The organism is Pantoea sp. YR525 (assembly GCF_900116775.1).
GTDB classification, from domain to species: Bacteria; Pseudomonadota; Gammaproteobacteria; order Enterobacterales; family Enterobacteriaceae; genus Pantoea; species Pantoea symbiotica.
The window spans coordinates 134,158-147,603 of sequence record NZ_FPBU01000001.1 but is presented as its reverse complement, the minus strand read 5'-3'; the positions used below and the strand labels follow the sequence as shown (position 1 = coordinate 147,603).

Below are 13,446 nucleotides of genomic sequence, written 5' to 3'. Positions count from 1 at the left end.
CCATGTTGACGCTCCATTTTGACTTTGAAAACTTGTCGGATCGCCAGGCGTTTTACCGCGCGCTGGTGCAGCAAAGTGCCTGCCCAGTGGATTTCGGTAACAATCTTGATGCGCTGTGGGATTGGCTGACCGGCGGCATGGCGCTGCCGGCGACCTTCTATTTAGCGCATGCCGATGACGCCAGCGAGAGTGCCGAATTCGCGCCGGTGCTGGCGTTACTGGAAGAGGCGCAGCAGCAGTTAGACGGCGAGCTGCGCCTGGTGCGTGGCGAGTAAATTAAGCGTGCAGCGGTAACAGCAAAATCGCCAGCATCTGGCGGGCATTCGCGGGCAAATCGCCACCGCCGGTATAGCCGTTGTTCTCAACGATCACCGAATTCAACCCCACCAGCCAGTCATAGATGTAGTAAGCGGTATGATTGGCGGGAGCGGCCGACAGACGTGTTAAGCGCTGTCCCGGCGAGAAGCTGACGCTCGGCGCAGGCGGACGGGCAAAAATCGTCTGACCGCGATTGACGCGACTTTCAGGACGTTCGCTCTCCGGACGCTGTAAAAAGCCCAGCCACGCGACAAAATCCCCCAGCACCGTCATGGCGCGTGAAACCTGACGATCGGTACGCGCTTCGTGGGCGCTGGCCTGCGCATCCGGCTCATTCAGCGCGCTTTGCAGTTTGCTCAGCACTTTGAGGCGGAAGCTGGCGGTAATCAACTCTTCCACCAGCATCTCCAGCGTCGGTTTATCGACGTTGAGCAGCGCCAGCAGGCTGCGGCTCTCCGGCAGCTGACGCAAATGCTCCAGCCACAGCGCAAACACCTGCTGCGGAAATTGCTGATCGCGCTGACCGCCCGAGCTGCGCGGTTCAGCGGCGGCGACCGGCTCATCTTTAAAAAGATCAAACTCAAAGCCGATGCCAAAATAGCTCTGCTCAGCGGCTGCGGTTTTGGCGCTATGTTGAATAGCAGTACTGCTGCTTTGGCTCAGCCACAGCTGACGCACCGCTTCACGCGACGGCTGCAAACGCTCCAGCAGTTCACCGTGCAAACCGGTGCGATGTTGCAAACATTTCAGCAGCGTATCGGAGATCGCCTGCTTGCGAGCCGCCTGTTCTGGCGTGGCGCTGGATTCGGTCCACGGCTGCAAACGTTCTACCAGCTTCTGCTGCAGCCCGCCGAGCTGCAATGCCAGACGATCGCGGCGCGCTTCCGGCTGCATCTCATCCTGCAACCAGCTGCCCATACGATCGACGCCCGCGCGATCCAGCGCCAGCATCGATCCCCAACTCTGTCCCGGCTGACCAATCTGCCGTTGCACTGCTTCATCAACGTTAATCTGCTGCTGCTGATAGCGCGCGTCATGTGGCGTGATCGCCCAAATCAGACGCGGCTTTTCACCGCTGGCGGCGATGGTTTGATGCATGTGCCACTCGCGCAGCGCGCTGGCGGCGACATCGGTATCCTGACGCTGGCTGGCGGCGGTACAGATCAGCATCAAATCGATGCCCTGACGCGCGGCGTACAGGCCCGGCAGCAGCGCGCGTTTCTGTTCCAGCAGCGTGGCGCGCAGCGGATCGCGTTTGCGCAGCTGCGCCAGTTCATCCTGTTGGGCGCGATCGGCTGGCGTGCCCGGCGCGGGCAGCTCGAGCATATCCGCATCATCGTACAGCGCCTGTCGCGGCGTGGAGCTGAGCGGCAAGGTGATCTCCAGCGTTAGTAGCGACAGCAATCCCAGCGGCACATGCTGCGCTTTCCCCACACGATTGGCGACGATCGGACACACTTCGATCATTTCTTGCCAGTCGGCATCGTTGCCAATCAGTTTTTCTGCCGGCAGCGCAGCATCGTCCACCAGCACGCTAAGCGGTGCTAACACGCGCGGCGCGTGGCGCAGCTGGTGACGCAAGTGCATCAGGCTGCGCAGGCTTTCGTTCAGCGCGTTTTGGCCCGGCCACAGCAGAGCAAACAGCTGTACGCGATCGTCGACGTTGAGCCATGGTGCCAGCGTAATCGCCTGCGGCCAGAAGTGGCGGTCGAGAATCTCGGCATGACGATGGTGACGACGGCTCCACGCCCACAGCGTGATCAGCGCATCGCTGTCGAGGCCCGGCTGCGGTTCATCCTGGCGATGGCGCTGCAAACGCTGCAAAGCGCCATCGATCTGCGCGGTGTCGGGCTGAAGCTCGGTTTTGGCGCAGGCCAGCATCAAACGAATCAGCTCCACTTCGCTCAGCAGCGTCATCTCCAGCGGCCAGGCGTTGGATTGGGTTTCGCGCTGGTGGCTGAAGCGGGTGGCGATGGCGAAATCGAGATTGCCGGGATTGATGTTCTGGAAATAGTTCAGGGTTTTATCGCCGAGACGCGCGATAAGTTGGCCCTGCGCATCGCCGACCATCTCACTCAGCAGCCAGGCTTTGCCCGCCTGCGACTGACCAAACAGCGCCAGCGTCACCGGACGCGCCAGCTGGCGCGCCAGGGCATGGCTTTCCACGCGCGCGCGGCGCAGCTGCAGCGTCAGGGTTTCGGCTTCCAGCGCCAGACGCGGTGCGTGCGCCTGATGGGTTTCCACCCAGTTCAGCGCGCCATCCAGCGTTTCCTGCATCAGGCTCAGACGTTTCGCGGGCGTAACCGGCGAGGCTTTTTTGGCAGTTCTCATCGTTTGCAGACGCTCCCGCTGTCGATCCAATATTGCGCATTCGCGTTGCCGGTGGCGGAAAGCGTATTCAGTTTCAGACTCAGCTGCTCCAGCGGCACGCGCGTGCCGTCATCCATGCGAGCATCGCTTAACACTAAGCGTTCAGGGCCGAGATTATCCGGGCCCGGCTGCACCGCCAATTTGATGCGCAGTACGCTTTCACCGGCAACCTGACGCGCCAGCGTCGGGTCGACAATGCTCAGGCTATACAGCGGCGATGCCGGCCAGCGATCGTTTTCCAGCTGGCGGAAACCAAGGCAAACGTTGCCGCGAATGCGGAAGCTGCTTTTGCGATCCAGCGCGAAACTGCTGCTGTCGAGGTCGATCTCGCTGTAGCACAGATTATCGTCGCTAAGCGCTGAGGTCTCATCCAGCACGCCGAGATAGCGAATGGTGGAGTAAGGTTCGAAATCACCGGCGCGGAACCAGAAGCTGCTGAGGCGCAGATCGAGCGCCAGCAAGCACAGCATCGCGCCCACCGCGGCGGTGGATTTCGGGTTATCAATACGGCCTTGCTTGTTGAACGGATACCAGTCGCTGGTGTGATAGCCTTCCAGCGACAAAATACGGCTGCCCGGCAAGGGTTGCAGATGGCGCACCAGCGCCTGAATGCCGGGGAAGCGTGACGGGCGACCGGTAAGCAGCAGCACATCACACTGATACAACGACACCACTTCGCACATTGCGCGCAGCGCCGGAATAATTGCCATGCGGTGTTGCAGGAACTCGCCGTGCAGCTGCGCCATGCTGACCACCAGCGGCACCTCAAGCAGATCGAAACGGCTATCGCCGCCGAGCGTGCGCTGAATTTCGCCGTTCACAAATGCCAGCACGCTGCTGGCCGGTTTTTGCGGCACCAGCTCGCCGAACAGCGCATTGATTTCGCTGTGGCTGTCGAGCGGATCCCAGTTTTCGTACTGCTCTAGCACCGCCTGCGCCAGCGGAATAAACAGCTGCAGCGTCACTTGCTGACGCAGCGTGGCTTGTCCGTCCATGCGGCTGTCGTGACCAAACAGCTTGTTCATCAGCGGTTCGGCCAGTTGCAATCCGGCTTTCTGCAAGCTCTGCTGCAATGCCGGCAGAATCCACAGCTGAATCACGTCCAGCAGAATATCGTCACCGGCGACTTTGAAGCCTTCGCGGAACAGCAAGCGCGGGGTTATTTTGACGTTGTTGCCCTGGCCGTCATCGAGGCGATATTGGGTGATGGCTAAATCAGTGGTGCCGCCGCCAATATCAATCGAGGCGATGCGCAGGCTTTTACCCGGCAGCTCATCGACTTCACGCGGGCGATCCGGGCGCGCCATGCTGCTGAAGAAATCTTCTGCGCGACCAGCAAAGTTGACCTGAGTTTCGTTGAACAGCCACACCATTTGACCGCAGGTAGCTTCGTCCCACTCCATCTGCACATCCGGCACCGGACGCAGGCTGGTTGCCTGGCTGGCGGCGGTGAACTCTTCTTCGGCGGGATGCCAGCCTTCGGCTTTCCATACCAGCGCGATGGCTTCCTGCATGCGGCGACGGAAAATCTCACGCTCTGGCTTCGGCATCGCCGACGGCAATGTCAGAATCACATGACGCAGCTGACGCGGCGCCTGGCTTTGCGGCATGCGCTGGCGCTGCGCCACGCTGTTCATCTGCATCATGGCCTGCGCCAGCAGTTCGCACAGCATAAAGGTCATCAGCGAACTGCGGCTGTAGCTGGCGGAGAACACCGGCAGACGATCGTCTTCCGCCAGCGCGTGCAGCGGTTGGCCTTCGTCATTGATCAGTAAAGTGAACGGCAGCGCAGTCGCCTGCGGCTCATCGCTGCTGCCGTTGGCGTTGAAGCGCCAGCCTGGCTGATAGCGCGCTTCATCCCACAAATAGCGGCGCGGACTGGACAAGCCGGTGCTGCCTTCGGTGCCGGCACGCAGCAGCGCCAGACGGCTGGCTTCGCGGCCCACGCGCGTTAGCGAAGGCCACATAAAGGCATTTTCACGGCCGCTCTCCAGCGAGAAGTTGGCCTTGCCGAAACGGGTTTCCGCAAACTCCAGACGGCTGTCGAACAGTTCGTTGTACACCTGATGCGGCTCAGAGAGATCGCGCAGCTGCAGCTCGTAGGTTTGACGCAGGCCGCTGCTCTCTTCGGCGTGATCTTCCACCAGAATGCCGCAGGTGTGCGAGTTGCCGACGTCGAGAATGATATCGACGTTGACCGCCGGCGTTTGCAGCGACGTCGCCTGAATATAGATTTCCGCCAGATCGAGCTGTTCGCCCAGTAGTTCCAGCAGGTTGAGATAGTGCGCCTGATATTCGAACTCACGCAGCGCCTGGTTCAGCTCCTGCTCGCGACGCGACTCCAGCGCATGCACCTGCTGGCTAAAGGTTTCACGCAGCCAGCCATCGACCCACGTATGGTCGAGGAATTCGCCCAGCTCGTAGTTGTGCCAGGCGAGGGCGAAACTTACGCCGTTCTGCGCATCGGCTTTGCTTAAACCGTGCTGCTCGCCGCCATCTTGTTCTGAAACAATGCGCGTATCGAAGGCGAGGGTAATGCGATGAGTGTTGCCTGCCGCATCAGGTTGCGCCAGCGGTGCCAGATGCAGACGCGCCCAGTTGTCCGGGCCGCCGATAAAACGACGTCCGCTGGTGCAGCGCATCACCGGCAGCGGCAGCCATTGATGAGCCAGCAGCTTCAGCGAATCGGCCAGCGCGATATCCGTTTCCGGTCGCACCACTTCCGCCGCGCCGCCATCTTCCGGATAGAGCAGGAACTTGCCGCTGTTGCCGTCGACGTTGAGGCGCAGCAGCGGGCCGTTGGCGGTTTGACGCACGAACTGGCGGCGAGCCTGCAATGCAGGCAAACGCAAACCGAAATCAAGAAACTGCACACCGCTATCTTCAATCAGCGTGATTTTCTGTTTGTCATCGATGAGGGGAGCCAACATGTTTACTTACTCTCACGCTTAATCGTCAACGGGAAGACCTGATCTGCGCCGTATTGCGCAGTACAGCTGGCGATGCCATCACCGGCTTTACACACCAGTTCCGGCATGCGGTAACGCGATTTGTCGCTGCAGGTCGCAGTATAGCGGCTGCGCACTTCCATGCTGCCGGCGCTGGTCATCGCGGCGGTGACATCGGCTTTACAGCGGATGTTGTCGCCCTGGGTAATGGTGGCGGTGCCTTTGCCGTTGCGGATCTGGTAGCGCAGGCTTGGCGGTTTGCCGGTCGGCAGATTGGTTTGACGCAAGGTCACGCGCCAGGTGCCATTGATAAATTTCACCGAGCCAACGCGCGCATCTTCGGTGGTCATCACCAAATCATCGGCTTTGGCCGGTTCGGTGTGTTCAGCGACCACCTCAGGCGGTGCGACAGGCGCAGCAACCGGCGCTGGGGCGGCAATGACGGTGGCGGCGGTTTGTGGCAGCGTGGCGGCGAGCTTTTCCGCTTTAACCATCACGGCTGGCGGCTTACTCACCGGCACAGGTATATCGGCAACGCTAATCGCAGCCGGTTGTGGTGCGCTGTGCAGCCAGAAGGCGACGCCCGCAGCGACCACCGCCGCAACCGGCAACAGCAGCATCAGCGGACGCACGGCAAAGGCGCGACGTGGCGGCACAACAGGTGCCGGTTCAAGCGCTGGCTCAGGAATGACTTCGGCTTCTGGTTCTTCGACTTCAGGTTCCGGCTCGACCAGCGGTTCGGCAGCAGCAGGTGGCACGTCGATCAGTGGCGCAATCACTGGCGCGACCACCAGCGGAGCGGGCGCTGGCGGTTCTGGCAGTAGCGGCGGCAGTTCATCTTCCAGTGAATCACGCAGGCAAGCCAGCGCGTCATCACGCGAACGCGCCTGCGGATCGACAAAGCCCCAGAAGGTGATCACCGGTTTGCCATCCACCAGATAAACGTACTGCTGATCCGGGAACTGCAACGTCTTGCTCAGCAACGCACCAAACAAGCGCATCGCCGGATTCTCCGCGTCGCGCGCGCGCAGGCTCAGCGCCTGTAAATCCTGCTGGTTCAGCGTCAGCAGTTCCAGCGCCTGACGGCGCTCGTGATCGCTGGCACCCAGCCAGGATTTTACTTTGCCATTAAACGGGGCGTACCAATCGAGGCGGTCACCGCGCTCGTTGACCTGCGGAATCGCGAGGCAATTGGCCAGCGTGGTTTGGCGGCGCAGGCGCAGGGTTTCACGGATTTGCAGCGCGGACGTCCAGACCGGCTGGCCGTTTTCACCCAGTGCCAGTACCGTGTCCAGATTGCCGCTGCGCAGAAAAGTTTTTGCCACTCGTTGGGCCCTTATCGGTGGTTGTCTGAGGCAGAACAGTGTGTGTTTTTGGCGATGATAGTGATCTTAAGCCAAATGCTGCGAAATCAAACGGCTGATAAAGGGGGAAAAACAGGGCGTTTTTCCCGGGTGCGGAGAAGATTGCTGAAATTTTAAGCGCGGCGTCGTGGGGAAAGAATAAAATAGGTCAGCATGCCGCCGAGCAAGCCCCAAAAGGCGGATCCGATGCCCAACAGCGAAATGCCGCTGGCGGTGATCAGGAACGCCACGATAGCGCTATCGCGCTGATCCGGCTCCGCTAAAGCGCGCTGCAAACTGCCGGAGAGCGTGGCCAGCAACGCCAAACCGGCCAGCGTGGCGATCAATACCGGCGGCAAGGCGCTCAGCATGATGGCGATCAATCCGCCGGTAAAGCCAGTCAGCAGGTAGAACACGCCCGCCAATGCGGAGGCCATCCAGCGGCGCGCCGGATTGGGATCGACATCGTCACCCATGCAGATGGCGGCGGTAATCGCGGCGATACACACCGAAAATCCGCCAAACGGCGACAGCACTAAGGCGATAAATCCCGTCCAGCCGGTCAGCGCCGAAACCGGCGGCTGGTAACCGTGCGCCTGCAAGGTGGCGATGCCCGGTGCGTTTTGCGACGCCATGGTGACGAGAAAATAGGGCAAACCTACGCCAATCAGCGCTGCCAGATTAAACTGCGGCATGATAAATTCCGGCCGACTGATCGCCAGCGCATGCGGCGGAAAGTGGATCGATTGCTGGCCCAGCGCCACCAGCACGCCGGCGATCAACGCCAGAATAATCGCGTAGCGCGGCAGCCAGCGACGGCTCAACAGCCACACCAGACACATGCTGCCGCACAGCGCGAAATTGCTCTGCAAACCGCTAAAGGTGCCGATGCCAAACTTCAGCAGAATCCCGGCCAGCATCGCCGCCGCCAGCGACTGCGGAATGTGATTCATCAGACGAGCAAACAGGCCGGTGACGCCGCACAACACAATCAGCAGGTTAGTCGCGACAAATACGCCAACCACTTCATTCAGCGTCAAACCCTGCACGCTGGTGGCGAGCAGCGCCGCGCCAGGCGTTGACCATGCGGCGAGGATTGGCATGCGCGTCCACAGCGATAAGCCGAACGAGGCCAATCCCATGCCGACGCCGAGCATCGACAGCCAGCCACCGATCTGCTCCGGCGAAGCGCCTGCCGCCTGGGCCGCCTGAAAGATCAGCGCCGCCGTGCTGCTGTAGCCCACCAGCACGGCGATAAATCCAGAAATCAGCATCGGGAAAGAGAAAGCACTGCGCGTGGTGGCGGTCATCATCAGGTCACATCCGGTTGTGCGTTATAGCGCACATAGTGGCATGGAGCGTTATAGCGCACAAGTGCTACACTGCGCGCGAGCTTTTCGGGAGAACACATGGAAAATTTGCATCTACATTTGAGTCTGGCGCTGAAGCAGCTGCGTCAGGCCAACGGCTGGAGCCTGACGCTGGCAGCGGATCGCACCGGCGTGAGCAAAGCGATGCTCGGCCAGATCGAGCGCGGCGAATCGAGCCCCACGGTGGCGACGCTGTGGAAAATCGCCACCGGCTTTAACGTGCCGTTTTCCTTCTTTGTGCAGGGCAGCGATCAACCGCCGGGCAGCGTGGCGACTTTTAGCCAGCCTAATGCGCAGATGCAGGTTAAGCCGCTGCTGCCGTACGATGCCAAACTGCGTTTTGATCTACTGGAAGTGACGCTAGCGGGTGGCGCGCAGAGCGATTCATCGGCGCATGAAAGCGGGGTGATTGAGCAGGTGGTGGTGCTGGAGGGTGAATTGTTGCTTGGCGTGGAAGGCACATGGCGCCGCTTGCTTGCGGGCGAAGCCAGCCAATTCGCCGCCGATACGCCGCACAGTTATCGCAATCCTCTCAGCACGCCATTGCGTTTCCACAGTTTGATCCATTATCTGCAACGCCCGTAGGGTCGCCATTCATGGCGACCACCTCATAACCCGGCACAATTACAAATTGATACGAAGGTAAACTACACAGTTTGCCTTCGTATTTATATACTCGCGGCTCATCTGTAAGGAGAAGGTGCCATGAGCGACCTCAACAGCGCGGCGGCGTTACTGCGCAGCATCAATGGCAAACTGGCGCGTCGTCTGCGTGAATCGGCGCCGCCGGGCGATCTCACCTGGCCGCAGGTATCGGTCCTCGGTTATCTGGTGCGCGAGGGAGCTATGACGGTAACGGAATTGGCTACGCTGGAAGGTGTGCGCACGCAGTCGATGGGCGCCACCGTGGCCAGCTTGCAAACGCTGGGTATGGTGCAGGGCGCCGCCGATCCGCAGGATGGCCGCAAAACCCGTTATCAACCTACCGATGCTTGCCTGAAACTGATCGCCGCCAACCGCGCACAACGTGATGACTGGCTGCTCAACAGCATCGCGACGCAGTTGAATGCGCAGGAACAACACACGCTGCTGGCCGCGATTCCCTTACTGCAACGACTTGCCGACCAATAATCCTGAGAGGACTCAACATGGCTTTAACTACCCTTGACGACAACACCGCGCTGATTGTAATTGACCTGCAGAACGGCATCGTTGCGCTGCCTGTCGCTCCGTTAGAGGCGCATGAAGTGATTGAGCGCTCAGCGCGTCTGGCTGATGCCTTCCGTGGGCAAAAGCGCCCGGTGGTGCTGGTTAACGTTGCGGGCGGCGCACCTGGCCGTAATGAGCAGCCGAAACACGGTGGCGATCTGCCTGCCGATTGGGCCACGTTGGTGCCGGATCTGGCGCAGCAGCGCGGTGATATCGCCATCACCAAAAAAACCTGGGGCGCATTCCACAACACCGATCTGCATGAGCAACTGCAGCAGCGCGGCATCACGCAAGTGGTTATTTGCGGTATCGCCACCAGCATCGGTGTGGAATCCACGGCGCGCCAGGCGTATGAATTGGGTTACAACGTCACGTTGGCAACCGATGCTATGACCTGCCTGAATGCCGAAACGCACAAAAACAGCATCGAGCGCATCTTCCCGCGCCTGGGCGAGACCGGCACCACCGATGATGTGCTGGCGTTGTTGAAGTAAGGTTCATCGTAGGGTGCGCATTCATGCGCACCTGGCTTACAGGTCGCCATTAATGGCGACCCTACGGTAATTGGCGAGGCTTTGGTAGGGTGCGCATTTATGCGCACTTGGCTTACAGGTCGCCATTAATGGCGACCCTACGGTAATTGGCGAGGCTTTCGTAGGGTGCGCATTTATGCGCACCGGCATTCAAGTTTATTTACTGAAACGCATAACTCACCGTCAGGCCCACGCTGTAATTGCGGCCCGGTGCGGGTTCGTAATAGCGGCCGTTGCTTTCATTGACGATCACCGAACCGATGTAGTTGCGGTCGAACAGGTTATCGACGCGGCCAAACAGATCCAGCGTCCAGTTCTGCACCAGCCACTTATAACCGCTGTTTACGCCGACCACGGTGTAAGACGGCGCTTTCACATCGTTCTCATCATCCGCCGCGATATCGCTTAGGTAGCGCACATCGGTTCCCGCATACCAGCCTTGATCGGGCGCGTAAGCCAATCCGGCGTAAGCCATGTTGCGGGCAATGCCGGGAATGCGGTTGCCGTCGCAGCTTTCGGTGCCGCAGGCGTTGGAGCGATAGCGGGCATCCAGCAAGGTCCATGCGGCTTTGAAGCGCCAGCTTTCGCCAAACTGCTGGTCGAGGCCGAGTTCTAATCCACGACGGCGAGTTTCACCGGCGTTTTTGTATGTTGATCGCCCCTCAAAATTGCCATTTGAAACAATCTCGTTTTTGGTATCGGTTTGGAAAATAGCCGCGGTTAACAGGCCATTGCCGATCCTTTTCTTACTGCCCAGTTCAACCGTTTCGCTGGTGGCGGGTTTCAAATCCAGATTAAGGCCGGACTGCGTTAGAGAACGGTATGACAATTCATTTAACGTCGGCGTTTCGAAGCCGCGACCAGCTGAAACGTAGGCGTTCCAGCTGTTATCAATGGCGTAATTCAGCGCAGCGGCAGGCAGCCAGCGATGGTAGCGACGATTGCCGCTGTCATCCGGATCGGTTGAGGTGACGTAATAGTCATTCGAGTCGAAATTCACCGTACTGAAACGCACGCCAGCATCCAGCGACAGTTTATCGGTCAGCTGCCACTCGGTTTGCATATAGGGATCGAGGTTCCACATCAGGTTGCGTTCGTTACGACGCATCTCGCCCTGTACGCCCAATTCGTCGCCGCTAAAGTTTTGATAACCTTTGCGCTTCTCGGTCATGGTTTCATAATCGAGGCCGCCGGTGAAGGTCACCGGAATGGTGAAGAGCGAGTCGCGGTGCGTCCAGCGGGTATCGATGCCCTGATAATGACGTGACAGAGAGATCACGCCGCCGGGATAACCTGGGCGCAGCTGGGTGGCTTTAGGAATCGATTGAAACTGCGTGGTTTCACGTTCACCGGCGTACATCATCACGCTCAGGTCATCATTTTCACTCATCTGGCGCTGATAGCGCAGGCCCGCCTGGGTTTGATCGACGGTTTTACGCGCGTCGTACAAGGTCACGTTGCTGGCGACCTGGCGCGGATTATCTTTCCACTGTTCAGCGGTCAAACCGCCCGGATCCTGCGCATCAACGTGCACGCTGTTGAACAGCAGCGTCAGGGTGCTGACATCATCAATGCGCACGCCGAGTTTGGCGTTGCCGAGATTTTTCTGCGCCGAGCTGTGATCGCGAAAGCCGTGCGTGGTAAAGCGTGAGGCGGAAACCGTGTAATTAACGTCTCCGGCTTGCGTACCGTCACCGGTCGCTCCGCTGGCTTTAACGCTGTTGCGCCAGCTGCCGTAACTGCCGTACCAGCTGCTGGCTTCCAGCGTGGTGGGTTGCTGACCGGTTTCGGTTTCAACGTTAATCACGCCGCCCGACGAGTTGCCATACAGCGCCGAGAACGGGCCACGTAGCACGTCGATGTGATCGATTGAGCCAATATCGATATTAGAGGTTTGTCCCTGGCCGTCGGGCATGGTTGCTGGAATGCCGTCGACATACATACGAATGCCGCGCAGGCCGAAGGTGGAACGTGAACCAAAACCGCGCACCGAAATCTGCAAATCCTGCGCATAGTTCTGGCGATTTTGTATCTGCAAACCTGGCACGCTGCTGAGGTTTTCTGACAAATTGACGCGCGGTGCCGCATGGCGCATATCTTCGCCGGAAACCACGCTAACTGCGGCTGGCGTATCAAGTTCAGAAAGTCCGGATGCGGACGGCGCAGCGCTCACCACCATGGTGTTATTGGCCGCGTTCGCCGCCAGCGCTGAGACCGGCAACATCGCAGGCAGCATCAGCAACGAAGCCTGTCGCAGTAAAGCTATTTTCATTATGAAAGACCGTAAAAAGGGCGTGGAATGTACCGAATGGAACATTAATGGCGCGTATGTTAATCGTTTTATCATTTGTTTGAAAAGCGTTAATAGTATGACGGATTATTAATAATTGCGGTGTTGAAAATGTTTTTTCATCGCATCTGTGGCCTGGCTGCGTCAGGGAAATTCTGTCAGTCTGGCGGTTTTGTCTGAAAGCACAAAAGAGAGGGAATGATGAGTCAACAACCTGTGGTCGCGGTACTGGGATTAGGCGCGATGGGCCATGCGTTTGCCGCTAACCTGTTGAAAAAAGGCTTCACGGTACGCGGCTGGAACCGCACGCGTGCTAAAGGCGAAGATCTGCTGGATGTTGGCATCACGCTGACCGATAGCGCCGCGCAAGCGGTAGAAGGTGCGGATGTGGTGATCGCCATGCTGTCCGACGGCGATACCACGCGGCAGGCGCTGAACGACGCCAGCTCTGCGCTCAAGCAGGGTGCGACCATTTGCCAGATGGGTACCATCGGCGTGGAAGCCACCGATCAACTGATTGCTAAATTTAAAAGCGCACGTCCAGACGTGGTGTTTATCGATGCACCGGTTTCCGGCACCAAAGCGCCGGCAGAAAATGCGCAAATTCTGGTGCTGGCCAGCGGCGATCAGAGCAAAGCGCAGGCCGCCGAGCAGGTGTTTGCGGCAATCGGTAAAGGCACGCAATGGCTGGGCGAGGCGGGCGCTAGCTCACGCATGAAGCTGGTGGTGAATAGCTGGTTGATTGGCCTGATGCAGAGCCTGGCGGAAAGTACCCGTCTGGCGGAAGAGTTTGGTTTCAGCACCGACGATCTGTGGAAAGTGCTGGATGGCGGTCCGCTGGCGGCACCGTACGCCAAAATGAAACTCGGCATGATCGCCAGCGGTGATTTCACGCCGCAGATGCATCTGGTGTGGGCGCTGAAAGACGCCAAACTGGCGCTGGATGCGGCAGGCGAAAGCAAACTGCCGGCGCTGGAAAACATCGTAGATGTCTGGCAGCAAGCGGTGGACGCCGGTTACGGCGAGCAGGATCTGGCGGCGGTTTATCAATATCTGAAACGCTAA

Annotated in this window: 10 protein-coding genes; 5 read left to right on the top strand and 5 right to left on the bottom strand. The window is 59.3% G+C overall.

The features are described 5' to 3' along the window. Nucleotides 1–2: 2 nt before the first annotated feature. Nucleotides 3–275 carry a barstar family protein gene (locus tag BM323_RS00600; protein ID WP_008110160.1) on the top strand — a complete coding sequence of 91 codons (273 nt, stop codon included), beginning with the start codon at nt 3–5 and terminating at the stop codon, nt 273–275. Nucleotide 276: 1 nt separating this feature from the next. Here the strand turns inward: BM323_RS00600 and BM323_RS00595 are convergent, their stop codons facing one another. The 4 genes from BM323_RS00595 to BM323_RS00580 form a co-directional block, all read right to left on the bottom strand. Further along, the gene (locus tag BM323_RS00595; RefSeq protein WP_008110161.1) at nt 277–2,649 is read right to left on the bottom strand and encodes a virulence factor SrfC family protein; all 2,373 of its coding nucleotides are present in this window, start codon (nt 2,647–2,649) and stop codon (nt 277–279) included. After that, nucleotides 2,646–5,618 (bottom strand): virulence factor SrfB, encoded by a 2,973-nt coding sequence (locus tag BM323_RS00590; RefSeq protein ID WP_008110163.1) that lies wholly within the window; start codon nt 5,616–5,618, stop codon nt 2,646–2,648. The genes BM323_RS00595 and BM323_RS00590 overlap by 4 nt, the downstream gene beginning before the upstream one ends. A 2-nt stretch (nt 5,619–5,620) precedes the next feature. Continuing rightward, complete coding sequence (locus tag BM323_RS00585; protein WP_008110165.1) at nt 5,621–6,961, bottom strand: SrfA family protein; 1,341 nt, start codon at nt 6,959–6,961, stop codon at nt 5,621–5,623. 152 nt (nt 6,962–7,113) lie between these two features. Beyond that, nucleotides 7,114–8,292, bottom strand: coding sequence for a benzoate/H(+) symporter BenE family transporter (locus tag BM323_RS00580; protein WP_008110166.1), 1,179 nt, complete (start codon nt 8,290–8,292; stop codon nt 7,114–7,116). 96 nt (nt 8,293–8,388) lie between these two features. On the opposite strand from BM323_RS00580, the gene BM323_RS00575 reads away from it, so the two are divergent. The 3 genes from BM323_RS00575 to BM323_RS00565 all read left to right on the top strand — a co-directional run bounded on the left by BM323_RS00575 (nt 8,389) and on the right by BM323_RS00565 (nt 10,052). Beyond that, a complete protein-coding gene (locus BM323_RS00575) occupies nt 8,389–8,934 on the top strand; it encodes a helix-turn-helix domain-containing protein (protein ID WP_008110168.1) in 546 nt (181 codons plus the stop codon). Between the two features lie 120 nt (nt 8,935–9,054). Next, nucleotides 9,055–9,480 carry a MarR family winged helix-turn-helix transcriptional regulator gene (locus tag BM323_RS00570; protein WP_008110170.1) on the top strand — a complete coding sequence of 142 codons (426 nt, stop codon included), beginning with the start codon at nt 9,055–9,057 and terminating at the stop codon, nt 9,478–9,480. Nucleotides 9,481–9,497: 17 nt separating this feature from the next. Then, nucleotides 9,498–10,052, top strand: coding sequence for an isochorismatase family protein (locus tag BM323_RS00565; RefSeq protein ID WP_008110171.1), 555 nt, complete (start codon nt 9,498–9,500; stop codon nt 10,050–10,052). Between the two features lie 199 nt (nt 10,053–10,251). Here the strand turns inward: BM323_RS00565 and pqqU are convergent, their stop codons facing one another. After that, nucleotides 10,252–12,363, bottom strand: coding sequence for a TonB-dependent receptor PqqU (gene pqqU, locus BM323_RS00560; protein WP_175501672.1), 2,112 nt, complete (start codon nt 12,361–12,363; stop codon nt 10,252–10,254). Between the two features lie 219 nt (nt 12,364–12,582). On the opposite strand from pqqU, the gene BM323_RS00550 reads away from it, so the two are divergent. Next, the gene (locus BM323_RS00550) at nt 12,583–13,446 is read left to right on the top strand and encodes an NAD(P)-dependent oxidoreductase (RefSeq protein ID WP_008110098.1); all 864 of its coding nucleotides are present in this window, start codon (nt 12,583–12,585) and stop codon (nt 13,444–13,446) included.

Coding starts and splice junctions, on each gene's coding strand:
- BM323_RS00575 (WP_008110168.1), top strand. CDS start 8,389: ATGGAAAATTTGCATCTACATTTGAGTCTGGCGCTGAAGCAGCTGCGT.
- BM323_RS00565 (WP_008110171.1), top strand. CDS start 9,498: ATGGCTTTAACTACCCTTGACGACAACACCGCGCTGATTGTAATTGAC.
- BM323_RS00570 (WP_008110170.1), top strand. CDS start 9,055: ATGAGCGACCTCAACAGCGCGGCGGCGTTACTGCGCAGCATCAATGGC.
- BM323_RS00550 (WP_008110098.1), top strand. CDS start 12,583: ATGAGTCAACAACCTGTGGTCGCGGTACTGGGATTAGGCGCGATGGGC.
- BM323_RS00595 (WP_008110161.1), bottom strand. CDS start 2,649: ATGAGAACTGCCAAAAAAGCCTCGCCGGTTACGCCCGCGAAACGTCTG.
- pqqU (WP_175501672.1), bottom strand. CDS start 12,363: ATGAAAATAGCTTTACTGCGACAGGCTTCGTTGCTGATGCTGCCTGCG.
- BM323_RS00590 (WP_008110163.1), bottom strand. CDS start 5,618: ATGTTGGCTCCCCTCATCGATGACAAACAGAAAATCACGCTGATTGAA.
- BM323_RS00600 (WP_008110160.1), top strand. CDS start 3: ATGTTGACGCTCCATTTTGACTTTGAAAACTTGTCGGATCGCCAGGCG.
- BM323_RS00580 (WP_008110166.1), bottom strand. CDS start 8,292: ATGATGACCGCCACCACGCGCAGTGCTTTCTCTTTCCCGATGCTGATT.